This is a genomic window from Janthinobacterium sp. TB1-E2 (assembly GCF_036885605.1).
GTDB lineage: Bacteria > Pseudomonadota > Gammaproteobacteria > Burkholderiales > Burkholderiaceae_D > Janthinobacterium > Janthinobacterium aestuarii.
In genome coordinates, this window is record NZ_CP142523.1 from 3,508,834 (window position 1) to 3,532,532 (window position 23,699).

Annotated in this window: 23 protein-coding genes; 7 read left to right on the plus strand and 16 right to left on the minus strand. The window is 59.5% G+C overall.

Features of this window, described 5'->3' with window-relative positions:
• Window positions 1-7 precede the first annotated feature (7 nt).
• The 3 genes from OPV09_RS15555 to OPV09_RS15565 all read right to left on the minus strand — a co-directional run bounded on the left by OPV09_RS15555 (window position 8) and on the right by OPV09_RS15565 (window position 4,926).
• Window positions 8-1,057, minus strand: coding sequence for an alpha/beta hydrolase (locus OPV09_RS15555; protein ID WP_338678699.1), 1,050 nt, complete (start codon window positions 1,055-1,057; stop codon window positions 8-10).
• Window positions 1,058-1,085: 28 nt separating this feature from the next.
• Window positions 1,086-2,525: an alpha/beta fold hydrolase gene (locus OPV09_RS15560; protein ID WP_338678700.1), complete on the minus strand. Its 1,440-nt coding sequence runs from the start codon at window positions 2,523-2,525 to the stop codon at window positions 1,086-1,088.
• An 85-nt stretch (window positions 2,526-2,610) separates the two neighbouring features.
• On the minus strand, window positions 2,611-4,926 hold the full coding sequence (locus OPV09_RS15565; RefSeq protein WP_338678701.1) for a heavy metal translocating P-type ATPase: 2,316 nt from the start codon (window positions 4,924-4,926) through the stop codon (window positions 2,611-2,613).
• A 97-nt stretch (window positions 4,927-5,023) separates the two neighbouring features.
• Between OPV09_RS15565 and cadR the strand changes: the two genes are divergently transcribed.
• Both cadR and OPV09_RS15575 read left to right on the plus strand, forming a co-directional pair.
• Entirely contained in the window at window positions 5,024-5,455 is a 432-nt protein-coding gene (gene cadR / locus OPV09_RS15570) for a Cd(II)/Pb(II)-responsive transcriptional regulator (protein ID WP_034748257.1), read from the plus strand.
• A gap of 10 nt (window positions 5,456-5,465) precedes the next feature.
• Window positions 5,466-6,548 carry a hypothetical protein gene (locus OPV09_RS15575; RefSeq protein ID WP_338678702.1) on the plus strand — a complete coding sequence of 361 codons (1,083 nt, stop codon included), beginning with the start codon at window positions 5,466-5,468 and terminating at the stop codon, window positions 6,546-6,548.
• On the opposite strand, the gene OPV09_RS15580 is transcribed toward OPV09_RS15575, so the two are convergent.
• From OPV09_RS15580 to OPV09_RS15610, 7 genes are all read right to left on the minus strand, one after another.
• On the minus strand, window positions 6,542-8,095 hold the full coding sequence (locus tag OPV09_RS15580) for a methyl-accepting chemotaxis protein (RefSeq protein WP_254798405.1): 1,554 nt from the start codon (window positions 8,093-8,095) through the stop codon (window positions 6,542-6,544). The two genes, OPV09_RS15575 and OPV09_RS15580, sit on opposite strands and share 7 nt — an antisense overlap.
• Window positions 8,096-8,167: 72 nt before the next feature.
• Window positions 8,168-8,635 (minus strand): cache domain-containing protein, encoded by a 468-nt coding sequence (locus OPV09_RS15585; RefSeq protein ID WP_338678703.1) that lies wholly within the window; start codon window positions 8,633-8,635, stop codon window positions 8,168-8,170.
• Window positions 8,636-8,874: 239 nt separating this feature from the next.
• Complete coding sequence (locus OPV09_RS15590; RefSeq protein ID WP_338678704.1) at window positions 8,875-9,312, minus strand: hypothetical protein; 438 nt, start codon at window positions 9,310-9,312, stop codon at window positions 8,875-8,877.
• Window positions 9,313-9,325: 13 nt separating this feature from the next.
• Window positions 9,326-9,712, minus strand: coding sequence for a hypothetical protein (locus OPV09_RS15595; protein WP_070301694.1), 387 nt, complete (start codon window positions 9,710-9,712; stop codon window positions 9,326-9,328).
• Between the two features lie 111 nt (window positions 9,713-9,823).
• Window positions 9,824-10,375, minus strand: coding sequence for a DUF4142 domain-containing protein (locus tag OPV09_RS15600; RefSeq protein ID WP_070301693.1), 552 nt, complete (start codon window positions 10,373-10,375; stop codon window positions 9,824-9,826).
• A 100-nt stretch (window positions 10,376-10,475) separates the two neighbouring features.
• Window positions 10,476-11,129: an SMI1/KNR4 family protein gene (locus tag OPV09_RS15605; RefSeq protein ID WP_070301692.1), complete on the minus strand. Its 654-nt coding sequence runs from the start codon at window positions 11,127-11,129 to the stop codon at window positions 10,476-10,478.
• The gene (locus OPV09_RS15610; RefSeq protein ID WP_051990904.1) at window positions 11,126-11,530 is read right to left on the minus strand and encodes a MerR family transcriptional regulator; all 405 of its coding nucleotides are present in this window, start codon (window positions 11,528-11,530) and stop codon (window positions 11,126-11,128) included. The genes OPV09_RS15605 and OPV09_RS15610 overlap by 4 nt, the downstream gene beginning before the upstream one ends.
• Window positions 11,531-11,684: 154 nt before the next feature.
• Between OPV09_RS15610 and OPV09_RS15615 the strand changes: the two genes are divergently transcribed.
• Complete coding sequence (locus OPV09_RS15615; RefSeq protein ID WP_338678705.1) at window positions 11,685-12,479, plus strand: SDR family oxidoreductase; 795 nt, start codon at window positions 11,685-11,687, stop codon at window positions 12,477-12,479.
• 3 nt (window positions 12,480-12,482) lie between these two features.
• On the opposite strand, the gene OPV09_RS15620 is transcribed toward OPV09_RS15615, so the two are convergent.
• Window positions 12,483-13,391 (minus strand): LysR family transcriptional regulator, encoded by a 909-nt coding sequence (locus OPV09_RS15620; protein WP_338678706.1) that lies wholly within the window; start codon window positions 13,389-13,391, stop codon window positions 12,483-12,485.
• Between the two features lie 101 nt (window positions 13,392-13,492).
• Here OPV09_RS15620 and OPV09_RS15625 point away from each other — a divergent pair, with 101 nt between their 5' ends.
• Window positions 13,493-14,932 (plus strand): amidase, encoded by a 1,440-nt coding sequence (locus OPV09_RS15625; protein ID WP_338678707.1) that lies wholly within the window; start codon window positions 13,493-13,495, stop codon window positions 14,930-14,932.
• 113 nt (window positions 14,933-15,045) lie between these two features.
• Here the strand turns inward: OPV09_RS15625 and OPV09_RS15630 are convergent, their stop codons facing one another.
• On the minus strand, window positions 15,046-15,474 hold the full coding sequence (locus OPV09_RS15630; protein WP_338678708.1) for a DUF2061 domain-containing protein: 429 nt from the start codon (window positions 15,472-15,474) through the stop codon (window positions 15,046-15,048).
• Window positions 15,475-15,682: 208 nt separating this feature from the next.
• Here OPV09_RS15630 and OPV09_RS15635 point away from each other — a divergent pair, with 208 nt between their 5' ends.
• Window positions 15,683-16,462 (plus strand): hypothetical protein, encoded by a 780-nt coding sequence (locus OPV09_RS15635; RefSeq protein ID WP_338678709.1) that lies wholly within the window; start codon window positions 15,683-15,685, stop codon window positions 16,460-16,462.
• A gap of 64 nt (window positions 16,463-16,526) precedes the next feature.
• Here OPV09_RS15635 and OPV09_RS15640 read toward each other — a convergent pair whose 3' ends face one another.
• Complete coding sequence (locus OPV09_RS15640) at window positions 16,527-17,894, minus strand: chitinase (protein WP_338678710.1); 1,368 nt, start codon at window positions 17,892-17,894, stop codon at window positions 16,527-16,529.
• Window positions 17,895-18,284: 390 nt separating this feature from the next.
• Between OPV09_RS15640 and OPV09_RS15645 the strand changes: the two genes are divergently transcribed.
• Window positions 18,285-19,151: a hypothetical protein gene (locus tag OPV09_RS15645; RefSeq protein ID WP_338678711.1), complete on the plus strand. Its 867-nt coding sequence runs from the start codon at window positions 18,285-18,287 to the stop codon at window positions 19,149-19,151.
• Window positions 19,151-20,134 carry an OmpA family protein gene (locus OPV09_RS15650; RefSeq protein WP_338678712.1) on the plus strand — a complete coding sequence of 328 codons (984 nt, stop codon included), beginning with the start codon at window positions 19,151-19,153 and terminating at the stop codon, window positions 20,132-20,134. Before OPV09_RS15645 ends, OPV09_RS15650 begins: the two co-directional genes overlap by 1 nt.
• A 385-nt stretch (window positions 20,135-20,519) precedes the next feature.
• Here OPV09_RS15650 and OPV09_RS15655 read toward each other — a convergent pair whose 3' ends face one another.
• The 3 genes from OPV09_RS15655 to OPV09_RS15665 form a co-directional block, all read right to left on the minus strand.
• On the minus strand, window positions 20,520-21,476 hold the full coding sequence (locus tag OPV09_RS15655) for a toll/interleukin-1 receptor domain-containing protein (protein WP_338678713.1): 957 nt from the start codon (window positions 21,474-21,476) through the stop codon (window positions 20,520-20,522).
• 77 nt (window positions 21,477-21,553) lie between these two features.
• The gene (locus OPV09_RS15660; protein ID WP_219329057.1) at window positions 21,554-22,327 is read right to left on the minus strand and encodes a toll/interleukin-1 receptor domain-containing protein; all 774 of its coding nucleotides are present in this window, start codon (window positions 22,325-22,327) and stop codon (window positions 21,554-21,556) included.
• Between the two features lie 13 nt (window positions 22,328-22,340).
• On the minus strand, window positions 22,341-23,117 hold the full coding sequence (locus tag OPV09_RS15665; protein ID WP_219329056.1) for a hypothetical protein: 777 nt from the start codon (window positions 23,115-23,117) through the stop codon (window positions 22,341-22,343).
• Window positions 23,118-23,699 lie beyond the last annotated feature (582 nt).

Consider the following 23,699-nt stretch of genomic DNA (forward strand, 5'->3'; position numbering starts at 1 on the left):
GGCTTGCTTACTGCAGCAGCGGCGCCACCTTGTCGCGCAAGACCGTCCATTGGGCGTTGAGCACGGCCTGGTTGGGGTCGTGTCCGGCGCGTTTCACCAAGGTAAAATCCTTGGCCGGCGCCGTGATGCTGTCGAAGTAGGTACGCGCGATGGCGGGCGAGGTCAGCAAGTCCGCTTCGCCCATGATGAAAAACACGGGCAAGTCAAAGCGCGTGCCCAGCGCGGGCAGGTTGACCTTGGCGAACATGCCGTCGCCGCGCAGGCCGATAAACTGGATGTAGGAATAGTCATCGGCGGCCTCGGCCGCCGCCAGGGCTTGCGGCGTGGCATAGAACGGCGCCGGCTGCCACCAGTGTTTCGGCGGCGGATCCGTTGCCAATCCTTCATATTTGCGGTCGAAGCGGCGCAAGATGCCGAAGTTGCGCGGATCGCGCCACGGCGGCGCACCGAGCGCCGTCAGCTTGTCCACCGTGGTGGTATCGCCAGCCGCTTGCGCCAGCGCCATCACTTCCCGGTACATGCCCGTTTCATTGTCCCGCGCATTGACCACCTGCGCCGTGCCGATATACACATGGAACAGGTCGGGGCGCGCCTTGGCCATGTGCACGCCCAGTATCGATCCCCAGGAACTGCCCATCAAAATGACTTTCTGCTGGCCCAGATGCTGTTCAATATGGCGGGCCACGGCGATGCCGTCGTCACGCATCTGTTCCACCGTCAAGGGCACATCTTCCGCCGGTTGCTGTTTCGCATACGTCATGCCGGCGCCGCGCTGGTCCCATTGCACCAGGGTGTAGTGGCGTTCCCAGCCGGCGTAGATGGCGTCCGCATACGGACTCAACGCATTGCCGGGGCCGCCATGAATGAACAGGATCACGGGATTGCCGCAGGCGGCGCCTGTGACCGTGATCCATTGTTCGATGCCATTGATGGGCACATAGCCTTGTTCGCGGATGGACTGTGCGGGCGAGGCGCAGATGGACGGGGAGGCGGGCGGTGCCGCTTGCGCCACGCCGCAACAAGATAACAGCAGCAATGCCAGGCTCGTGATGCGCATATCGTCCTCTTTTATATCGTTTTGGGTATTACAGGGTGCAATCCTGCGCCGGTTTGCCGGCAATAAAACGGGTGCTGGCCTGTTCAAAGCAGGCGGGCGCCGTCCATAAAATGAAATGCGGGGCGTTCTGCACGGTGGACAGGGCCACCTTGCCAGCCTTGCTCAGTGTCAAAGCCCGCACTTGCGCCTGCGCGCCCGCGTATGGCGTCTTCGGGTCCAGCGTTCCCTGCAGTACCAAAGTTGTCGGCATTTTCTCCGGCAAGACACCGAAATAGGCGTCGCGCGGGTAGGTGGGCAAGCCGCCGCCCAGCAGGATGCGGGGCAGGGGACTGGTAAACAGCAAATCCGCCTCGTCTCGGGCGATGTCCGCGGCCGTCCAGCCGGGCCGCAACGACGGCTGCAGATTGTTTTCCGAATTGCTGATGATATTGACCAGCGGAATCGACAGCGGCGACTGGGGATAGCTGCCCAGGCTGGCCGCCGCGTCCGCCAACGTGGCGCGCACGGACGCCAGTTCCGCTTCGCCGCCCCGGTCCAGGTCTTGCAGCAGATACGGGATGCGTGCGCGCGCGGCAGGCACGTCAAGCATGCCGCCAAGGAAGTTTTTCAGGTTCTTGCCGGGAATGGTCGCCAGCAGGGCCGGGTCCGCTTGCGCCTTGTCCAGCACGCGGCGGTACAAGGTGGCAGCCGGCTCGCCCAATGCCGCGTGACAAGCCGCATCCGCATCGCAGCGGGCCAGTACCTGCATGCCGACCGTGTTGACCACGTGCGAGCGCTGGCTCAAGTCCCAGCGCGCATCCGTTTGCGGCGGCACCAAGGAGTCGAGGATGACGCCCTGGACGGGCAGCGGCCCCAGCTGCAAGGTGCGCAAGACCAGCTGCGTGCCATACGACACACTGTATATATACACGGGCGGCTTCTTCTTGCCCTGTTCGCCTTCGATCAGGGCTTTCAAGTCGCGCGCCGCCATGGTGATGGAAAACTGGCCCGCGTATTCCGGCACGAGGTTGATGCCGGCAAAACAGCTGCCCCATTCGGCCCCGGCCAGGGCGCGGCCGCCGGGACTTTGTTCGGATTCCTCCACCTTGCACAGGCGCGAAGAATGGCCCGTGCCCCGGTGGTCGGGAATCAGGAATTCAAAGCCGAGAAAGCTGCGGCGCAAGGTGGGCAGCAAGCTGTAGAACGCGGCGCCCGATTCGCCGGGACCGCCCGCCACCAGCCACAGAGTGCCTTTGGCCGGCTTGCCGGCAGGCACATCGGCAGCAAATTTGCGCACGAAGACGTGCATGGCATCCGCGTCGCCGATGGCACGACCCTGGGCATCGTAGCTGCCGGGCACGTTCAAGCCCGAGCACAGGCTGCCGGGAGCGGCCGTATCGGAGCAGGGCGTGAAAACCAGGGGTTCGGCATGCAGGCAGGTGTTGGCAAGCAAGGTAGACAGCAGGGTCAGGCGGGGCAGGAAGGTCATCGGCTACTTTGGCGGCGGTGGAGATCAAGCGCCAAAGTAGCGTTTTTTACAGCAATTGTCCAGATGGAAATATTTCTGTTAGGGACTATGCTTGCTGGCTCTTGCGCAGCAAGCGCAGGCCGTTCGCCACCACGAGCAGACTGGCGCCCACGTCGGCGAACACGGCCATCCACAAGGTCGCCATGCTGGCCAGGGCCAGGCCGAAGAAGACGGCCTTGATGCCGATGGCAAAGCTGATGTTTTGCACGAGGATGCTGCGTGTGCGCTGGCTCAGGCTGATAAATTCAGGCAATTTGCCCAGTTCATCATCCATCAGGGCCACGTCCGCCGTTTCGATGGCCGTGTCGCTGCCGGCCGCGCCCATGGCAAAGCCGATGTCGGCCTGCGCCAGGGCCGGAGCGTCGTTGACGCCATCACCGAGCATGGCGACCACGCCGAACTGCTGCTGCAAGGCCTTGATTTCATCGAGTTTGTTTTCCGGCAGCAACTCCGCCTTGACCAGGCTGACACCGACTTCGGCGCCGATGCGCTGCGCCGTCAGCGCATTGTCTCCCGTCAGCATCACGGTGGTGACGCCCAGCGCATCCAACTTGGCGATGGCGGACGCCGCAGTCGGGCGCAGCACGTCGGCCACGGCGATCACGCCCAGCGCACCGGCTGAGGTGGCCAGCACCATGGCTGTGTATGCCTGCTGTTCCAGCCCGACCAAAATGGCTTGCAGTGCCGGAGTCAGTATCTTCAATTCCGTCATCAGACGCGCATTGCCCAGGTAATACGTCTGGCCATTGATCGTGCCTTGCACGCCGCGTCCATGCAGGGCGGCAAACTGGGTCACGGGCAAGTGGCTGCTGGCGGGCGGGCCGGCCTTGACGATGGCGGCAGCCAGGGGGTGGGCCGAGTTCGCATCAAGGCTGGCAGCCAGCAGCAGGATGGTGTCGCGGCTGCCGCCATCGAGCGCCACCACGTCCGTGACCGCTGGTTTGCCCATGGTCAAGGTACCTGTCTTGTCGACGGCGATGGCCTTGATCCGGTAGCCCGTTTCCAGGAATTGCCCGCCTTTGACCAGAATGCCGCGCCGCGCGGCCGCCGTCAGGCCGCTGACGACGGTCACTGGCGTGGAAATGACGAGCGCGCAAGGGCAGGCGATCACCAGCATCACCAGCGCTTTATACACCCAGGCCATGAATGGCTGGCCCAGCAGCAGTGGCGGCAGCACGGCCACGAGGATGGCGAAGACGACGACGGCCGGCGTGTAGTAACGGGCGAAATTGTCGACAAAGCGCTGCGTGGGCGCCTGTTTGCCCTGGGTTTCCTCGATCACCTTGACGATTTTCGCCAGGGTGCTGTTGCCGCTGTTGGCCGTCACGGTGACGTCGAGCAAGCCCCGTTCATTGATGGTGCCCGCATACACGACGTCACCCACGGCCTTGTCCACGGGCATGCTTTCACCCGTGATCGGCGCCTGGTTGACGGACGATTCGCCGCTGGCCACCACGCCATCGAGCGCGATGCGTTCGCCCGGCTTAACGCGCATCAAGGCACCGATGGCCACCGTGGCGACGGATACTTGCTGCCAGGCGCCACTGGCGTCGGCCACTGTCGCCGTATCGGGCGCCAGCTGCATCAGGCTGTGCACGGCGTTGCGTGCGCGGTTCAGGGACAAGCCCTCGATCAGTTCGGCGATGGCGAACAGGAAGATGACCATGGCCGCTTCCGGCCACTGGCCAATGGCGACGGCGCCGAAAACCGCCAGGCTCATCAAGAAATTGATGTTCAGCGTGAATGTTTTCAGGGCAATCCAGCCCTTTTTCAGGGTCGGCCAGCCGCCCGTGGCGATCGACAGCAGGGCCAGGGCGATGACGAGGGGCGAACTGTCTTCATGCGTGGTCCACGCCAGCGCTTCGGCGGCCGCTGCAGCGAGGCCGGAGACGACCAGCAAGCCTTTTTGCAGGCCGCTCAGGCTGCCTTCGTTCGGATCCCGCGCGACGGTGGCGTTCGCTTCCATGGGAATGGCCTGCATGCCGATGCCGTGCAGGGCCGCTTCCACCGTGGCCAGCGAGGGCAGGGTGTGGTGCACGTCGAGCACGCGGTTCATCAGGTTGAAATCGAGGCCCACGACGCCGGCCATATTGCTTAGCTTGTTGCGGATCAGCCGTTCTTCCGTGGGGCAATCCATGTTCGCGATGCGGTATTTGGCCGTGTTCGCGCCGGCAATGGCGGTGCTGGGGAGGGCCGGGCCAGACGGGGCGGCTGGCGTGGACGAGCACGCATGCTGGCTGGAACAGCAGCTGACCGCCTTGGGCGCATGGTCATGCTTGTGCTCATGCTTGTGCTGATGGTCGTGCTTGTGCTCATGGTCGTGCGCATGGGTGTGGTCGTGATCGTGGCTATCGTGTGGCATCGCATCGTCCTTCCGGTTTCGTGTATGCTTCCATTAGAAACCCTGTAGCCGCTACAGGGTCAAGCGCAATTTGCGCGAAAGAATGAAAGGGGATGCCATGCGTATCGGAGAACTGGCCAAACGGACAGATTGTGACGTGGAAACCGTGCGTTATTATGAAAAGGCGGGCTTGCTGCAGGAACCGGGCCGCAACAGCGCCGGCTACCGCGAATACCGCGAAGAACACCAGGAACGGCTGCAATTCATCCGCCATTGCCGCTCCCTGCAGATCGGCTTGACCGATATCCGCGCCTTGCTGGAATTCAAGAATAATCCGGCAGAAGGGTGCCAAAGCGTCAATGAATTGCTCGACCACCATATCTTGCGCATTGCCGAACAGATGGCGAATTTGCAGATATTGCAGCAGCAATTGGTGACCCTGCGCCACCAGTGCGACCAGCCGCAGCCGTCGCAAGACTGCGCGATCCTGCAAAACCTGTCCGAAGCGGCCAGCGGCCACGACTGCGCCTGCCATACCGAACTTCATTGACGATTGCTGCATGTTGAAACTGACACCTGGAAGAACTTTACTGGCTTTATCCCTGCTGTCGCCGCTCAGCCATGCCGCCGATACGCCTGCGGCAGCCGTCCACTACCTGACCCTGTACGCCGCGCCCGGCGTGCCGCAGGACGATGACCCGTATACGTGGAGCACGGCTGGCGGCAAGCAGCTGGCGAAAGGCGTAACGAAGGCCGACGGCCGCGCCTATGTCAAAGGCGAGGAGGGCGAAGACACGTATATTCTGAAAACCGTCAGCATGCGCTGGCAGCTGAAGGTCCCCGCCCAGTGTTGGCAGGGGGCGCCGGACGCCTTCCAGCAATGCATGCAACTGGCCAAGACCACAAGCCGCTATGATGAAGAGCAAGAAGCGCGCAAGCTGGCGGAGCAGCAGAAAGAAGTCACGATGCAGGCCAGGATCGCCGCTTATGCGGTGCAGGCCCGCGCCAACGACGATGATCTGGCTTGGCTGGGACGCTTGCCTTCGAGCTGGACCCTGGAAAGCTATGGCAAGCGCCTGCTGGGCATCGGCGACAAGGTGGCCGGGCAGATTAGCAACGCGCTCAAGGATGGCGGGCCCGATGCGCGCCAGTTCGTCTGCCGCGCGCCCGCTGACTATGGCCCCGTGCCGGACCAGGCCTTTGTTGAAGCGTGGATGGCATTGCCGGGCGATGTGCGCAAGGTACGCGCCGGCCCCGCCTGGGATGCGCTGGTGGCGGCCGGCGAAAAAGGCAACTGGATGGCCCGATTGGAACTGTATTACGCCTTGTCCAGCGTCAATGTTCACGCACTGAGCTTGCTGGAACAGTACCGCATCGTGCAATTGATGGAATGGTTGCACAAGAAACAGGTGGGCGGCCTGTATGGCTACTTCAGCGCCGGCATACCTGTCACCCCCGGCAATTTGCCTAGCGCCACCTGGCGCAAGCAGGACCAGGCCTCGCTGTATGCTGCCATGCTGGGCAGTTACGAGGATCAGAACAGCCGGGGTAGCGCCTTGCAGACGGACCTGGACCCCGCGCTGGCCGAGGCGGGCAGGAAAATGCTGGCCTGCGCCAAGGCTGCCATGCCGCAACGTTACTGACGGGGCAGCAACGGCGGGCCGCCATCGCCCAGGCGGAAGGCGTCAACCACGCGCAGCAAGTCATGCGCCTGGTCTTGCATGCTTTGCGCGGCGGCGGCCGATTGTTCGACGAGGGCGGCATTGCGCTGGGTCAATTCGTCCATTTCCGTGATGGCATTGTTGACTTCCTCGATGCCCTTGCTCTGGCGCTGGCTGGCCGCCGTGATGTCGTTCATGATTTCCGTCACCTGCTGGACGGAGGCGACGATATCTCCCATGGTGCGCCCGGCGCTGTCGGCCAGCTCGCTGCCCGTTTCTATCCTGGCCACGGAATCCTCGATCAGCTGCTTGATTTCGCGTGCCGCCGTGGCTGAACGCTGCGCCAGGCCACGCACCTCGGTGGCGACGACGGCAAAACCGCGCCCCTGTTCGCCCGCGCGCGCCGCTTCCACTGCCGCGTTCAAGGCGAGGATATTCGTCTGGAACGCGATGCCGTCGATAACGGCGATGATGTCGACGATGCGTCCGGAACTGGCCTTGATCGAACCCATCGTCTCGACTACCTGGCCCACGACGCGCCCGCCCTCGAGCGCCACGTTCGACGTCGACAGTACCATCTGGTTGGCCTGGTGTGCGTGGCTGGCGTTTTCGCGCACGGTATCCGTCAAGGCATGCATGGACGACGCCGTTTCTTGCAAGGAATGGGCCTGCGACTCGGTACGGGCCGACAAGTCCGCATTGCCCAGCGCGATTTCACTGGCTTCCACCGTGATGGTAGAGCCCGCCTGGCGTATATCGCCCAATAAAGTGTTCCAGTTCTTCAGTACGGTGGCCAGGGCCCGGGTCAGCTTGCCCACCTCGTCGTCGCCCCGGGCTTCGATGCGCGTGGTCAGGTCGCCGGCGGCCAGGCTTTCAGCGGCGCGGCAGGCGTCATCGATGGGCCCGACCACGGAGCGCGCCACCCATGTGGCGATCAGGGCCAGCAAGGCAAAGCCAACAGCCATGGTGCCCAGCGACAGCCAGCCGGCGCGTTGGCCCGCATTTTTTGTTTCCTGCAAGGCCACAACCGTGCGCTGGTCGAGGTTGAGCAGTACCTGGCGCAGCTGCCCGCGCACTTGCTGGTAGTGTCCGGCGGCATTTTGCATCGCGGCCACGCCCGTATTCGGGTCCATGGACGCCAGATCCAGCGCCTGCGCCACGCTGGCACGGTAGCGCTCGACACCGGGCAAGGCCTGGCCCGCTTCCGTGGCGGCGCCCGAGAATTTCTGCAGCTCCTTCAATCCTTGCGCGATGGCGTTCAACTGGCCATCCGTTTGCGCGCCGAATTGCTTGAACTGCTCTTCGGACAGGCTGGCCGCGATGGCGATCTTCGCATACACGTCGGCATGTACCTGGCCCAGGGCAATAGCTTGCTGGTTAGCAAGCCGTTCGGCCGTCAGGGTGACGTCTTTCAGTTCGCGCATGCGCTGCTCATTCTGCTGCATGGCGAAGTAGGACAAGGCACCCATGGCCAGCAGGCAAGCCAGCGCGACCACCGGGACGATCAACATCTTCTGTGCGATTTTCATTGAGGCCCGTAGCGTTGAAAAGTTCGTTGAGAGATCGGCGTGCCATCCCGGCGCTGGCCGCGCGGCGGCCGGCTACAGGTAGATGCCGCCGCAGACGACGGAATCGGCCAGCTTTTCGCAGTACATCACCTTTGGCTCGATCTTCTTGGTTTCCGGGTTCGTGAATTTGTATTCCTGCCAGAACGTCCCCTTGCTCTTGGCCAGGTCGACTCGTTCCTTGACGAAGGCCTTGCCATCGATATCCTTCAGCTCGAGCAAGTTCTTGCCGACCATTTTCGGATTGGCGCCATGCGCGGCGACCGTACCGTCGAGTTTATAGACGACCAGGTACAGGTCGTGCAGGATGAATTGGGGTGACTTGGCCGTGATCTCGCCATACGCCTTGGCGTCGCCGGCGCTCTTGATATAGGCCACGCCTTTCTTGACCATCGCTTCGGCGTCGGCGCGCGTGGCGCCGCCTTCGGCAGCGCTGGCGATACCGGGCAGCATCGCGGCGGCAAGCATGGCCGACAGGCAAATTGCAGGGGTGAACTTGGGCATGAGAATCTCCTTCACATTGCGGCAGGGGAAAGCCGGCGGGGAACCGGTGCGGTGAGGCGGCGCCTATCGAAGTGCCGACGTTTCATAGTAGCGCGATGCCAGCAGACATGCGCTGGTGCAACAGTATTTTTTTGAGTGGGGCGTTTTTGCAACGTCGCGTGCAGGTGGCCGCAATCGCGTTGACAGAGGGAAAAAGCGGCGGGAAGCTATCGTATCGATAGTGTGGCGGCGGCGCCGCGCTACCAGCTGACCGGGTCTTCCGCCGCAGCGCGCGCCAGGTCGTCGCGCCAGTCCTGCTGCACCAGCCGGTAAATGTCGGCGAAAAAGGCACGCGGATCGTCCATTTCATCCCACAAGGCGGGCAGGGCGTATGTGCTCTCGGGGTCGTGCTCGAGGATGGCCTGGAAATCGAAAGCGGGGTCTTGCAACGCCTGCGCCAGCACGGCCACCAGCGCATGGCGGTGGCGGTAGCTGAGTTCCTTGTATTGGGACGTGATGTCGCGGCGTATCAGCGCCGCGCGCTGGGCTGGATCGTTCATGTTCCAGGTGGCGAGTTCCACGCCCAGGGTGTGTTCGCGGTCATACACGTCGAAGGGACCGAGGAAATGATAGAGCGCGGGTTCATATGGCACGTCAACCCAGGGGCCGCGCAGGCCATTTTGTTTTGCTTCTTGCATGATTACTTACCGTTCACGCGCATTCGGGCAAGGTCCAGCCTTCATCACCGAGGTCCGTCGGGTAGATGGCGCGGTTCTGGTTCTGGCCCCAGCGTGCATGGTCGAGGATGCCGTCTTCATGCATGTCGAGCACCCATTCCGTGCTTTCCAGCAAGGTGCCATCCTTGTGGTAGACGCGGAAGAAGGTGGACGTGCTCAGCGCGCGCACGATGTTCTGCGGCACGCCGTTGCCGTAGTGCGGCACATAGGTCTTGATCACGCACGTGCCCTGGTCGTTCCACTGCTGTGCATACACGGTGGCATTGCGCGCCGCGCTGACTTTGATGAAGAGCCAGCCTGCCAGCAGGAAGATGAGCAGGAAGGCGGCGGCGATCAGGCCGGTTTTCTTGAGTAGCTGCATGAGGTCATGGCATGGCCGAAAACGAAGTTGCCGCATTGTATGTCAAGAGCAGACATGCTTGCCGTACGGCACGTACAGCAAGCATGTCCCCGCTAATTGCCGTCAACTTGGCTATTTGCCCACTGCCGCATGCAAGGTATTCGCCATTTCCAGGTGATGTTGCAACGCTGGCAAGGTCTTCGCGGCAAAGGCCTTGATCTCGGGATCGCTGGCCTTTTGGCTAGCATCCGTAAACAGCTTCACGGCATCCTTGTGCGCCGCCACGCCGATGGTGGCTGCATATTCCTTGTCGAACTGCGCACCTTCCAGGCGGCTCAGCTTGTCGATCTGCGCCTGGTGTTTCTTGCCGGGCTGGTCGCTGACCTCGATCTGCTTGCTGCTGGCCAGCTGTTTCAGCTCGTCAGCCACTTTCGTGTGGTCGGTGACCATGGCATCGGCGAATTTCTTCACTTCCGCATTGGTGCTCTTGCTTTGCGCTACTTTGCTTGCGGCAATTTCCGTGCTGCCCGCATCAGCGGCCTTGCTGAGGAATTGCTTGTCGTACGCGCCCGGTGCGGCAGCGGCGATGCTGTTGATGGCGATACCGCTCAATAAGGCCACGGCGGCGCCGATGGCCACGCTTTTCAGGGAGGGCGTGCGGGAACTGGTGGTAGGGATAGGCATGGCAAATCCTTTCTGGTGTGGTTTTTTCTACAAGCTGATGACAATGTTAAGCCAGCAGCCTGCGCACACCCATAGGACAGTCGCGATTATGTCCGTAGGACTAGTCCTGTTCGTTAGCGCACAATTCGACTTGTTTCAGCGCAAACAAAGCGGTGATGCCCGCATCGCGGCGCCAGGCGGGCATGCCGATATCGAGCCATTCTGCCATCGCGTCCAGGTGCGATGGTTCCGAAACGCTGTGTTCGAGTTCATCGAGCACCGTGTCTCGGTCGATGTACAGGCTGTCCAGCCAGGCGTCGAACGATGGCGCCAGTTCCATCAGGCCGTGGGCGCGCTTGCCCGTCCAGTCCGGCAATTCCTGCACATAGGCCAGCACGCGGCCGCCGCCTTCGTCCGTCAGGTCCAGGTAGACCATGGAATTGCCGCCATCGCGGGCGAACGGCAGGATGCGCACGGGCATGTCCGTGTGCTTGCGCGCGGCGCGGATTTCGCCGACCAGTGTTTCATCGCAGAAATCGCCTTCATCGGCGCTGAAGAAGGTATTGAAGCCCATTTTTTCTACGCCGCCATTGCCGTCCGGCACATCACAGGTGTAGTCAAAACAGGCGCCGTTGGCCACTTTCAAGAACGCCAGGAAGGCCGCCGGCAAGGGCGCTTCCAGCAAGGCCTCGATGGCGGCGATCTGCCGCGCCGTGGGGGCTGGCTTGGCGTCCTCGATCGCCAGGTGGCGGTAGCGCGTGTAATAGTTGCTCATTGATTGTCCTTGTATTTATTCTTGTATTCCACTGGCGCCACATCGTTGCAGCCCGTCTCCACCTTGGCCAGCGCATCGACGAGGCCCGCGCGCAGCACGGCCATCGAGCGGGCCTTGTCGTCGATCTGGGCAATTTTCGTTTCCAGCATAGCTCGTTTGGTCTGCGCATCGAGCGCGTTTTCCTGCCAGACGGCAATCACGTCGGCGATTTCCTTCAAGGTAAAGCCCAGCGCCTTGGCGTGGCCGATCAGCTCGATGCGCCGCAAGGCTTGCGCCGAATATTCCTTGTAGTTATTCGTCAGGCCCGGCTGCGGCGCTTCATCCAGCAATCCCTGGCGCTCGTAGAAGCGGACCGTGTCCTTGCTGACGCCTGTCAGGCGGGTGATTTCTCCGATACGCATGGTTTTTTGACTTTCTACTAATTTGTGGGACGCGAAAAATGTGCATGGCAAGCCTATGCAACGCAGCCATGTGCACTTTTTTGCATTCCACGCTTGACCGTGGACTAAAGTCTACAGTTTACATTGAAAACTTCATCTACTCCACACCACTGCCATGACCGCTTTCAATTTCACCAACCAGACCGTGCTGATCACTGGCGCCTCGTCCGGCATCGGCCGCGTCTTTGCGGAAACCCTGGCCGCGCGCGGCGCCCATTTGCTGCTGCTGGCCCGTTCCGGTGCCGTGCTCGATAACTTGGCGAAGGAACTTTCCCAGCGCCATGGCATCCGCGCCCATGCGCTGGTGGCCGACTTGAGCCAGCCCGGTGCCGCTGAACAAGCTTATGCGCAAGCCTGGTCGCTGGGCATGGCGCCCGACGTACTGATCAATAACGCGGGATTCGCCACGCATGGCCGCTTCGAAAGCATCGACCTGGCGCGCCAGGCGGCTGAAGTGACCGTCAATTGCACGGCGCTCATGGAAATGACGCACTGCGCCTTGCCGCACATGCTGACAAAAGGGCGGGGCGCCATCATCAACGTGGCCTCCACGGCGGCGCTGCAGCCCGATCCCTACATGGCCGTGTATGGCGCCAGCAAGGCTTTCGTGCTGTCGTTCTCGGAAGCGCTGTGGGCGGAAAACCGCAGCCGCGGCGTGCGCGTGCTGGCCCTGTGCCCGGGCGCCACGGAGACGGCCTTCTTCGACGTCGTGGCCGCGCCCGAAGCGGCCGTGGGCAAGCGCATGGATCCGCAAGCCGTCGTCGATGAAGCGCTGCGCGCGCTGGACCAGGGCCGCAGCAGCCATGTGGCGGGCAGGCCGAACCGGCTGCTGGCGTGGCTGCCGCGCTTGCTGCCGCGCCAGACCGTGCTGGGTATCGTGGAAGGCATGCTCAAACCGAAGGCAGCCTAGGGTTCAGAAGGCCATGATGCGTTCGCGCAACCAGCGGTGCGCCGGGTCCAGGTGCATGCGCTCGTGCCAAACCATGGCCATCTCGTAATCGGGAAGGCTGACGGGCGGCTCCCACGTGCGCAGGCCGCCCAGCGCGTTTTTCAGCAGGCGCGACGGCAGCAGGGCCACCATGTCGGACGCCGCCAGCAAGGGCGGGACGATGAGGAAATGCGGCACGGACAGCACCACCTTGCGCGTCCGGCCCAGCAATTCCAGCGCCGTATCGACATTGCTGCGGAAACCGCCGCCGTTGGGCGAGACGACGATGAATTCCAGCGTGCAAAATTGATCGAGGTCGGGAGCTGTTTGCAGCAGCGGATGGTCGCGGCGGCCCGCCAGCACGTAGTGTTCGGTAAACAAGGTGCGGTGGCGCAAGCCGGGTGGCGCTTCTTCCTGTGCCAGAAAGCCCAGGTCGACCTGGCCATTTTCCAGGTCTTGCGCCATGCGCGCCGGCACGGCCTCGAACACGGCCATGCGCGACAACGGCGCCTGCGCGCGCAGGGCGGGCAGCATGGGCAGCAGGATCGCATATTCGGTGGCGTCGGCCGCCGCCAGGTTCCAGCGCACCTCGGCCGTGGCCGGGTCGAACGCCTGTTCCGGCTGCAAGACTTGCTCCAGCTGGGCCAGCACGGCTTGCAACGGTGCAAACAGGGCCAGCGCCCGCGCCGTGGGCAGCATGCCGCGCGGACCGGGCAGCAGCAGCGGATCGTCGAAAGCCGCGCGCAACTTGCCCAGCTGCACGCTGACGGATGGCTGGCTCAGGTGCAGCCGCGCGGCCGCCCGCGTCACGTTGCGCTCGATCAGCAAGGCATTCAGGGTCAGCAGCAGGTTCAAGTCCAGCTTGTGCAAATCCAACTTATGTAGATTGTTCATGACTATACCTTGTATATCAACTATTCATTTCCACTATGATAGCGCAAGCCCTACAGTAGTTCCTGTGATTCTCACTCTTCATCTTTTACAGGAACTAACTGATGCAACTCCATGAATATACGAGCTTTGATGGTTTAGGGCTGTCCCAGCTGCTGCGCGATGGCGCCGTCTCTGCGGCTGAATTGCACGATGCGGCCGTGCGCGCCTGCGCCGCCGTCAACCCGCACATCAACGCCGTGGTCGAGTTGTGGCCAGCCGATTTCACGCACATCGACCACACGGCGCCGTTCGCCGGCGTGCCATTTTTGATCAAGGATGTGGCCGTCACCATGGCGGGCAAACTCAGCGAAGCGGGCAGCCGCCTGGGCGCCGGCCACGTCGCCGCGCTGGATTCCCACCTGATGACGCAGTTCCGCCAGGCGGGGCTAATCACCTTTGGCCGCACGAGCACGCCGGAAATGGCCTTTGCCACCACCACGGAACCCGTGCTCTACGGCGCCACGCGCAATCCCTGGAACGTGGCATTGAGCGCGGGCGGTTCCAGCGGTGGCGCTGCGGCGGCCGTCGCGGCCGGCATCGTGCCGCTGGCACATGCGACGGATGCGGCCGGATCCATCCGCGTGCCTGCCGCGTCGACGGGGTTGTTCGGCTTGAAGCCGAGCCGAGGCCGGGTCTCGAACGGCCCCGCCATGGATGAAATTTTCAGCGGCCTGGGCGTGCAGCTGGGCGTGAGCCGCACCGTGCGCGACAGCGCCGCCTTGCTTGATTGCGTGCAGGGTGTGCTGCCGGGCGAGCCATATGTAACGGCTGCGCCCGGCCACAGCTGGCTGTCGCAAGTGAGCGTGGCGCCGGGCAAGCTGCGCATCGCCGTGCAGCGCGCCGCGTGCAATGGCGCCCATCCCGTGCCCACCATCGATGCCGCGCTGGACACGACCGTGCGCCTGCTGGAAAGCCTGGGCCACCACGTGGAAGAAGTCCCGCCCGCGCTGGGCGTGTCGTGGGAAGCGTTCGTGCAGGCGAACGCCAGCATCTGGTGCGCCAACCTGGTGCCGTGGATAGACGCCTTGGCGCAGGAAAGCGGGCGCGCCGTGTCGCTCGACACACTGGAACCGGCGACCCTGGCCTGCTACCGCCATGGCAAGACGGTCTCGGCAGTCGATTTCGTGGCCGCCCTCGACGTGCGCAATACCGTCACGCGCCAGGCCGGCGCCTTGTTCGGCCAGTACGACGTGCTGCTGACGCCCACCATGCCGGATGTGCCGTGGCAGCTGGGCCGCTATGGCGAAAAGGAGGAAAAACTTGACGGCCTTGGCTGGACGGCGCGCCTGTTCGAGCATTCGCCGTACACGCCGCTGGCGAACGTGGCGGGCTTGCCGGCCATGTCCGTGCCGCTGGCGCAGTCCGCAGACGGTTTGCCGATCGGCATGCAGTTCATGGCCGGTTATGCGAACGATGGAATCTTGCTGCGGCTGGCGGGACAGCTGGAGCGGGCGGCGCCGTGGGTGCAAAAAAGGCCTCCCGTGTGGGCGGGCAAGGTGTAAGCATGCCATGAAGGCGGCTGAAACCTGCCGCCATATCGGCTTTGGCCCGCGGCAAGAAGCCGGGGTCGGACCCGCCGGGTTCGACCCCAGTCCTTGTTCTTGGGTGAAAAATATCAGGTGGGCAGCGTCGCCAGCGGCGCCGCGCTGCGGCTTTCCAGGCGAAAGCGGGCTTTTTCCCACAGCCGGTCGTGGAAGGGCAGGACGATCACGTTGCAGATCGGCTCGACCACGGCCAGCAAGCCGCCAAACGCCATGGAACCGGTGGCCCAGTACATGACGCCGAAAGCCACGCTCATGTGCAGGGCCGTCTGGCTGAGCTTTTCACCGGCCAGTGCGGCAAAGCCCAGGCGGCTGGCGGCGTAGCGGCGGCGGATCGCATGCCAGGCTTTTTCATGCCACGGCAGCAGTGCTACGTTGATGACCGGCTCGATGATTGCTGCCAAGCCACCGAGCGCCAGGGAGCCCGTGAGCAAATAGGCGAGGCCGAAGGCGATCGACATATGCGTGCAAACCTGGCTGAATGTTTTGATGGCTGTAAACAAGGGAGGCTCCTTTCTGTTGAATTCGCTTATCCTTGATTTGGATAGTAACGATTCTCATTTACAAAAGGAAGCAAAATATTTCAAACGGTTCAATAGCTACAGACTATCGAAATATGAAATTGAATGATATCTGCCTGATCCCATCCAAAAACACGTATTTGCTGCCTATACGGTAAACCAGCATGTGCTGGGGTTTCTGGAGAACAGCATGCCCACCCTTTTTGATGATGTACTGACCACGCCACAGCCCTGGTCGCAGCAAGTGATTGCCGAGTGGCGCGACGTCTTTCCTGCGCAACACGGCGCCAGCCTCGACGATTTCGTCGTGCGCGAGTACCGGCGGCGCAACGCTCTCATGGACATGCGCAGCGTCGTCGGGCAGTCGGAACACTATGCCGGGCAATCATGGCGCGATGCGGCGCTGGCACCGCAATACAAACCGGGCAAGATGCGCGCCGTTTTTGCTCAATATGAACGCAATCCGGACTACTATTTCAACGGCGAACTGGACAATGGCATCGTGCTCAGTTCCATCGATGGCCACGATTGGTACACGGACGGCGGCGGCAATCACCGCACGGTGCTGGCGAAGTTCGCTTGCGACCGCATTGCGCGCCGCACCGGCCGCTATCCGCTGGTGCAGGGCGTGTCGACCTGCCGCTATGAGCCGGACATGCAGGCCTGGCGCCTGTTCTGCCAGCTGCAGCAACGCCATGCGCAGCTCATTTCCGTGGCCGTCACGCGTGAAGACAGGCAAAGAACCGATGTGGCCGGCGCGACGGACATCAGCTGGCGCCTGCGGTTCTTCGTGCTGGACCGACGTTTTGGCGGTATCGGTATTCCTCGCGCCGGGCATCTCGACGCTGCCTGCTTTTGCGCCTATGCCCGCCATGTGCTTGCCCATGACGGCAAGCCAAGCTGGCGCGACCGCGTGTTGGACCGCCTGATTGGCGACCCGGACCGTCTCGTGTACCAGTCCGTAGCGTAAGCACGCCTATCTATATAGTATGCAGGCCGGCGGAGGATAGTGCTCGTCCGGCCTGTATGCTCCGTTACGGCAAGGTCTTCAGCACGGTCTTCGTCGGCACGGAAAAATTATAGTTGTCGTGGCGGTCCCAGTTGATCGACCACGTCATCACGCCACGGAAGTCCGGATACGCCTGCAACGGCTTGATGGTGCCGCAGTTGAGCAGACGCGTCAGGCAATTGAGGGCGTTGCTGACGTCGGCATTCGTCGTGAAACCCGAGCCGGCCGAGCTGCGCCCTGACGGCACGCCGAAGCCCACCTGGTCCGGACGCAGGCCGGCAAAGGTATTGCTGCCGTAATTGAAACCTTCGATCAGCATGCGCGCCGTGGCCACCAGCTGGTCGGCCGAGCCGGCCTTGATGGGACCCGTGGCGTACGGCGTATAGATATCGCCATTGTTGTAGTACTGCGGGTGCAGCACCGTCAGCTCCGAGCGCAGGGCGTTGATGATGGGAATGTAGGCGCCCCAGATGCTGCCGTAACTGGTGTAACCACCTTCCACGTACACCCATTCCGGCGCCATCGACAGGTAAAAACTGCTGCCGACCTTGGCTTTCAGGTTTTTCACGGCGATCGGCAGATAGGTCTGGATGGCCGCGCCTTGCGCCACGCCGTTTTCCAGGTCCAGGTCGATGCCGTCGAAGCCATATTTGGTGATGATGGCGTACAGGCTGTTGGTGAAATTCGTCGCTTCGGCCGTGTTGCCGACGGAAACGGAGCCGTTCTGCCCGCCCAGCGACAGGATGACTTTCTTGCCCTTGGCACGCTTGGCGGCCACGTCGGCAATGAATTGCGCTTCCGTGCCGGCGCCCGGATCGATGGTCAGGCTGACATTGCCGCCGCCCGCGTTGTCGCCGAACGAGACGACGATCACGTCCCAATCGTCGCTGACCTGGCTGATCGGATAGGTGGCGCCGCTGGGGTTGGTGAAGTTGTGCCAGTAGCCGATCAGCGCATGTTTCGCCAGGCCCGTGGGGGTAGGCGTCGGTGTTGGAGTTGGAGTTGGAGTTGGAGTAGGTGTCGGAGTTGGCGTAGGTGTCGGAGTGGGAGTCGGCGTAGGTGTTGGGGTAGGCGTGGGAGTCGGTGTTGGGGTAGGAGTCGGCGTCGGCGTGCCGCAGTCTCCCACCGCCGTCCAGGGCTGGCCGCTGCCGGCGCCGCCGCTGCTGGTCGACGGGTTATTGCCTTGCGTCCACCAGTTGGCCGTGTAATTGACGTTGTTGTAGCTGGCCTGGCCGCCACCGTTGTACGCCGTGCCGCTGTTCCACGGCGCGTAGCAGGCGACCGCTTGCGTGGCGCCGGCCAGCAGCTGGCTGGCGCCTGCGCTGGATCCTTCGCTGCCTCCGCCGCAGGCTGCCAACGTTCCCCCGAAGAGGGTAATGATGAGGGTATTCATGACTGTCCGGTTCATTGCGTCTCCTTGTGTATTTTTTTGCCGGCCGGCTGGACACCGTCCGATTTTTCAGAGTGCAAGCATTGCAGGTGGTAGTCAACTGGTTTTATTATTTGCGCAAGATCACAATACCAGTTTCCATCTTTCCCCAGTAGACCGGCGATGCGGGCCATACCAGTGGCTGTTTTCCGGCGCGCTGGTATGGTGCCAGGATTGGCACCGGGAGCAGGGCGGGGAAGGGAGGTGGACGCCATGCAAAGCGGCTGGGTCAGCGTCTGCCCGGGGCACGGTGACAATTGTCGTAGATTTTCATTGTGACAATAAACGTATTTCCACGCTCATCTTCGGCGTATCGTAGCGCATATTGTTATTGCCTCAACACAGGGGATAAGAATGAAAACACTGCGCCCGCTGATCTTGTGGCTTTGTGCCATCGCCGCAAGCGCCATGCTTGCCGGTTGTGCAAGTTTGACTCCCGAGTTGACTCCCCAGCAAAAAAAGCTGGTCGGCGACGCGCAAGGCAGTTGTCCTGGCCTCACGGGAAAGGACGGCCGGCTGGCGTTCCAGCTCAAGGCTGTCATCGAGGGCAAGGAAATGAACCCCATCACGTCCAAGTGGAGTTCAACGGGCGTCGGTGACGAAGCCCTCGTCAAAACCCTGTTCGCGCAGCGTCTGTGCATCCTGGAAGAAGTTGTCGCGCGGCCTGACCAGGCGGCCATGACGCAGGTACATGAGCGATATATGGAGGAGATTTCCAAAGGCATCAATGCCTGGCCCGCCTACGATGCGGCGCAGTACGAGCAGCAGCTGGCGCGCTTGTCCGAGCAAAAAAAGGCGCACAAAGCGGCCGTCAACGCCAGCTTTTCAAACAAGCGCCATGAGATTGATTCCGTCGTGCTTGTTGCTGCGATTCCTTACTATGATTTCCTGCACATCAAGGAAGTGGATGTGGAGTGGAAAAAAGGAAGCTCGGCAAGCGGAACGAAAACAGTGAGTTCGGCTGCCAAGGTGTGTTTGACCAGGGACGATTTTTCCGTCGCCATCCGGCCAGCGCTCGACCAGACGCGCGCGATTGTCATCGGTCTGGGCATGGGAAAGTATGACGAAGCCCAGGCGCTGCGCCTGATGCTCGAGCAGATTTACGAGGCGGGCGGCCAGCGCCTGGTCAACGCGCGCGACGCCAGCAAGAATGCGCCGGCCGTCACATGCACGGTGTCCGGCGGCGACAGCGCCGTGGCCGCCGGCCCGGTCGCCAAATAATGAGTCCCTATCTGGAGGTAATCATCCCGGCGGCCCTCGCGCTGTATGCGGGTTTCCAGCACGAGGGCCGCTGCGGCATCGAACCGGCCGTGCATCCGTTGGCAGAAAACATGTGCCAAGGCTTGCGCGCCGCGTTTGAAGATGGCTGCAAGACACTGCTCGAGGTACCGCTAGGCAAGACCGGCATCTATCTGGCCGGTTCCTATTCCATCAAACCCGTTGCGTTTGCGCCACTGGTCAGGGAGAAGGTCCAGGAAGGCTATTCGGCTTGCGTCGGCTTCTGGAGCGGTTCGATCGACTATGACACCTATCAAACGGCGCTGGAACAAAAAGCCAGCGTCTTGAACGCGATGTTCAAGGCCGTGGGCAAACCGGGCAGCGCCGCACCGGTTCTCGACGCCGCCGTCGCCAACGGCGCCCGGCGCGACGACGTGTTGGACGCCAAGGTGGCGGCAGGGGACTTGCGGCAAGATTGCATGGGCCCGTCGGCCATCAAATGCGGGCACATCACGACGCCGCCGACAGACCAGGTGTTCATCCCGCCAGACCCGCAGACCGTCGATCGCCTGTCCGCCGCCGTGGCCGACCTTGCCCAGGAGATCAAACGCCAGAACGAGCGCGGCGCGCGCATCGTCGCCGGCGGCTCCGGAAAATGGACGTTGGCAGCCGAAATCAGCTTCGCGACGGGCAGTTCGACACCCAGGCAGGAAGAATGCGCACGGCTCGCCGCGAACGTGACAAAAGCGTCCCCAAGCGCCCAGCGCGTGCAGATTGCCGGCGCCGCCGACGAGCGCGGCACGCCGGCCGCCAACAACGCGCTCAGCCTGCAACGCGCGGCATCGGCAGCGCTATGCCTGGCCACGCACGCGCCGGCGAAACGCTGGAGCATTGAAATTACCGGCGCAGGCAGCCTGGCCACATCGCCAGCCGAATACGCCAGAGCACGCCGCGCAACCGTGTTTGTTTGGGAGCCGCAGCCGTAGTGGCACGCGTGGACAGGCCGACGGGCGTGCTGGACGATCTGCGAAGCGCGACGCAAAGCAGCAGCCGGAAGCGAACTGGAACAGCCAATACCAAAGATCGGGGAACGTACGGCTGTGTTCGAGCTGGGCGGTGCAGTGAGGCGCGAAGGAACCGTGCAAAAAGCCATAGCGCCACAGCGGTGCGTAGAAGGCTGAAATCGCATTTGCGATTGTACAAGTTGCAAAATGAGGGATTTGACGAATCCACCCATAACTTCGCATAATTTATATTATGTCAAATTATGGACGGAAGTGGACGATACTAATAGTTGCTGTGTTCTACCCTAAGTTAGTACTTGAGAAACCGGAAAAATCAATGGTCTGCTTCTCAAGTGTTCTGCTAACTTCAGCTCTTCTCAGGCCCACGAATACTCACTGCCTTCGCCACCTCCACTACAGCCTCAAGGAATTTTGGATCGAAATCAGCCACAGAGGGACTATTGAGGTTTGTCCCTCTATCAATGTTCCAGTGTTGAAAAACTTCTTTTACCTCAGGCCAGCTTGCATTCTCTCCGTAAACTCTAAGGAAAAATCGTCCAAAGGAAATCGCATGTATCCGATCCGCACTTTTAAGAGACTCGCTGACATACGATCGTCCAAGACTGAAGGCGTATTTTGAACAAGCACAAAGCAGACCAACGATCACTAACCCCTTTAATCCAAGGAACAAAAGGTCGGGCCACGCCCTATCATTAGTAGAGTTGGCACCAATCACACTTATTATTCCAAAAAAAATACCAGCAATAAGAGATAAGAAACCTGCTACGTACCAAACAAAACCTATATATCTATTCCTCTTTTCTAATCGTTCTAGCAAAATCATAGCTTCGTTAATATACTCAGCAGCATTTTTCTCCATGCGCTGTGATAAAGCTACTTTCTTCTCCTCCTCAGCCGCCTTCCTACCCACAAACCTAGCAATTGCCTCTTCTACTTTCCCCACTACCTCTGCAATATTAAATTCTAATGCGCCAATATAAAGCAAACTTTGAATAGCGGGCGGAACTTGAACCTCATCAATTACAATTGGAATAACTAACATTCTATCTGATTCGCTCGCATAAGCTCTTGCTGCACCTATTTCAATTAATACGTTCTGCGATGTAACTGAATTTGATGAAATGAAAGCAATAAACACATCTGAAATTTTCAGCCCTTCTGCCAGCGTCTGTTGCCAATTTTGACCGGCAGAAATAGAATCAACATCAACAACAATTTCGTGACCATTGAGTTTTAACTGGTCAACAATCTGCTCAACGTACGACCTATCTTTTCGACTGTATGAAACAAAAATTTTTGCCATAATTAATTTCCTGATGTTCCGTTTAATTGTTGCTGCGTGCACAGATTTAATTTATAAAAATATTGCAACCAAAGATACTAATTCCAAGTAAGTGGAATAGGCGCCCAACTCCCCTTTGTTCTCTCATGCAAAATAGAACGTAAGTCCATTACTACATCAATAGGAATTTTTATTGTTATATTTAATGAATGCCCAGGAACAATGGCACGATCAAGCCCAAGTGCTTTAGCCTGACCAGACGTCTGTTCGTCAATCTTTATGGAGTACGACTCACTGGAATTATAGGCGCACTCATCTGGAATATCGAATTCAAATTCATCAATATTATTATTGAAAACAAGAAGAAAACTGGATATTGGCTCCATAAAACTTTTTGCCTCAATATTCAATATGCACAAACCATTAGATTGAGTTGCATGTGAATGCAAATTCGAAAATAATTCAATTGGAGAGTAGGTGCTCTTCCCCGATATCACATCAACTGCTTGACGAATTGAGGCGTCAATTCCAGCACTATACAAATCAATATATAAACTCTGCATAAGCAGAATAGGCATTTCACTATTGTCAACTCTGATAGGTATGAATTTAATTCCGTTCTTTGCCTTAGCCATAAGGGCATTCTGCCATTCTAATTGAACCATCTTGCTGTTTAGGCTATGTTTAGTAACGAAGAAAAGGAAAAATTTACAGCTCGACAATCCGGAATTCATTCTGTCAATAATTCCGTCTCCTGGTTGAATTGACCAGGAATCATAAAAAACTTTCTCTTGGCCGAAAGATTCACTAAGCGCCACGGCAAATCGTTCAACAATTGCTTTATCGTTATAGTTGTGAGAGACAAAAATCATATATCATTCCATTTTAATTATCATCATCTGGGTTATAACGATACTCAACCTTCAAAGGAAGTTCAGACATCGCATAGTGGACAAATTGTGAGCCAAGCTCGGTAAGTTCGTACAGTTCAGACATATCGAATGCCGACATTAATGTTTTAGTACTTCCAGCGGGGCTACGTTTAACTGGTTGCTTTGCCAAGAAATTCCCGTTGTAATCCGTTTCTCTATGCTGGCGCATAATTCCACCAGTCGTCAAATCTCGGAAAAGTAATTTATAGAGATCGGCATCTGCGGAGTCTTCACGCACATTGGGTCTGCCAAGTGAAGTCCAAATTGCCCCCCGTGATGTACCTCGACCTCCGGAACGGTAAATGTTTGCAATAACTTCAAAGTGTAATTCTGAATAAGATCCGATCCAATCGATAAATAACCGAACAACGTCGTCACTAGCCTGGGCTGATGTTGCTGAATTTGATAAAATGTTACGTATCCAAACTCTCTTGGCCTCACTTTCAGCACCGGCCCACTCCCGGAAAGTTTTTCTGACCAAGCTTTGATATTCTCGACTTTCTACTCGATTTGAAATTCTTTCGTCGTGCAAATCAATTCTTGCCATTATTTCCAAAATTGTAGCTTCTTTTTCACGAAGCTCGTCATGCAGCATACGAACCCACTCCTCAATGAAGCGATTAACCTTTTCTTGGTCTTTATCGTTCCATTTTTTCACAACTGTCAATGATAAGGCGCCCAGTATTGCAGCCCCATTTTCTGAATTTATTTCATTAGACTGATTGGTCATAATATATAGAAAGTTAATAGATCAAGAGGTTGTTAAACGGAAATAGCTTAATGCGAAGTCGAAAAATATCAGCGTTACCACTGTATGCTCAGTCTTGCGGAAAAGCAAACAAACTTTCAAAAATCAGTCAAGAAAATTGAAATTTCTACCTAGGTATCGAAATACACTCACGTGCTAAAATCACCTCAATCTTGTGTGCCCCGGCCACACCAAAGCCGAAACGGTGTGGGGGCGCGGACGTGACTTGGCCTAGAAGAACAGCAAGCTGGACTCCAATATGACCATTGTAAAAATGGTCGGGACGGGGGCCGCCACATCAGCTTTTTTTTGGTGGAAATCAGCACGGGTCAAGGCTATGTGGATAAATTCTAATTTGGACAGACGGACTGGCCTGCTGCATTGACAGAGGCGTGACACCAACAGATAAAGATGAGGCAAGAATATGGGCTCAACAATACAACGTGTTGCTCAGTGGGCTGCGCTTCTCGGTGGCATATTCTTCGCCGGTACCTTCGTACTCGGTGGGGCCGTCACAATGCTGACTGATCAGGCACTCTACTCGAAGGCACTGGAACAAATTCC

What these genes read in the sequence shown, in the direction of transcription:
- OPV09_RS15640 (WP_338678710.1), bottom strand. Translation starts at nt 17,894, where the DNA reads ATGAATACCCTCATCATTACCCTCTTCGGGGGAACGTTGGCAGCCTGC.
- OPV09_RS15610 (WP_051990904.1), bottom strand. Translation starts at nt 11,530, where the DNA reads ATGCGTATCGGAGAAATCACCCGCCTGACAGGCGTCAGCAAGGACACG.
- OPV09_RS15565 (WP_338678701.1), bottom strand. Translation starts at nt 4,926, where the DNA reads ATGCCACACGATAGCCACGATCACGACCACACCCATGCGCACGACCAT.
- OPV09_RS15660 (WP_219329057.1), bottom strand. Translation starts at nt 22,327, where the DNA reads ATGATTTTTGTCTCTCACAACTATAACGATAAAGCAATTGTTGAACGA.
- OPV09_RS15585 (WP_338678703.1), bottom strand. Translation starts at nt 8,635, where the DNA reads ATGCCCAAGTTCACCCCTGCAATTTGCCTGTCGGCCATGCTTGCCGCC.
- OPV09_RS15645 (WP_338678711.1), top strand. Translation starts at nt 18,285, where the DNA reads ATGAAAACACTGCGCCCGCTGATCTTGTGGCTTTGTGCCATCGCCGCA.
- OPV09_RS15650 (WP_338678712.1), top strand. Translation starts at nt 19,151, where the DNA reads ATGAGTCCCTATCTGGAGGTAATCATCCCGGCGGCCCTCGCGCTGTAT.
- OPV09_RS15590 (WP_338678704.1), bottom strand. Translation starts at nt 9,312, where the DNA reads ATGCAAGAAGCAAAACAAAATGGCCTGCGCGGCCCCTGGGTTGACGTG.
- OPV09_RS15635 (WP_338678709.1), top strand. Translation starts at nt 15,683, where the DNA reads ATGCCCACCCTTTTTGATGATGTACTGACCACGCCACAGCCCTGGTCG.
- OPV09_RS15600 (WP_070301693.1), bottom strand. Translation starts at nt 10,375, where the DNA reads ATGCCTATCCCTACCACCAGTTCCCGCACGCCCTCCCTGAAAAGCGTG.
- OPV09_RS15615 (WP_338678705.1), top strand. Translation starts at nt 11,685, where the DNA reads ATGACCGCTTTCAATTTCACCAACCAGACCGTGCTGATCACTGGCGCC.
- cadR (WP_034748257.1), top strand. Translation starts at nt 5,024, where the DNA reads ATGCGTATCGGAGAACTGGCCAAACGGACAGATTGTGACGTGGAAACC.
- OPV09_RS15605 (WP_070301692.1), bottom strand. Translation starts at nt 11,129, where the DNA reads ATGAGCAACTATTACACGCGCTACCGCCACCTGGCGATCGAGGACGCC.
- OPV09_RS15625 (WP_338678707.1), top strand. Translation starts at nt 13,493, where the DNA reads ATGCAACTCCATGAATATACGAGCTTTGATGGTTTAGGGCTGTCCCAG.
- OPV09_RS15595 (WP_070301694.1), bottom strand. Translation starts at nt 9,712, where the DNA reads ATGCAGCTACTCAAGAAAACCGGCCTGATCGCCGCCGCCTTCCTGCTC.
- OPV09_RS15555 (WP_338678699.1), bottom strand. Translation starts at nt 1,057, where the DNA reads ATGCGCATCACGAGCCTGGCATTGCTGCTGTTATCTTGTTGCGGCGTG.
- OPV09_RS15620 (WP_338678706.1), bottom strand. Translation starts at nt 13,391, where the DNA reads ATGAACAATCTACATAAGTTGGATTTGCACAAGCTGGACTTGAACCTG.
- OPV09_RS15655 (WP_338678713.1), bottom strand. Translation starts at nt 21,476, where the DNA reads ATGGCAAAAATTTTTGTTTCATACAGTCGAAAAGATAGGTCGTACGTT.
- OPV09_RS15580 (WP_254798405.1), bottom strand. Translation starts at nt 8,095, where the DNA reads ATGAAAATCGCACAGAAGATGTTGATCGTCCCGGTGGTCGCGCTGGCT.
- OPV09_RS15560 (WP_338678700.1), bottom strand. Translation starts at nt 2,525, where the DNA reads ATGACCTTCCTGCCCCGCCTGACCCTGCTGTCTACCTTGCTTGCCAAC.
- OPV09_RS15575 (WP_338678702.1), top strand. Translation starts at nt 5,466, where the DNA reads ATGTTGAAACTGACACCTGGAAGAACTTTACTGGCTTTATCCCTGCTG.
- OPV09_RS15665 (WP_219329056.1), bottom strand. Translation starts at nt 23,117, where the DNA reads ATGACCAATCAGTCTAATGAAATAAATTCAGAAAATGGGGCTGCAATA.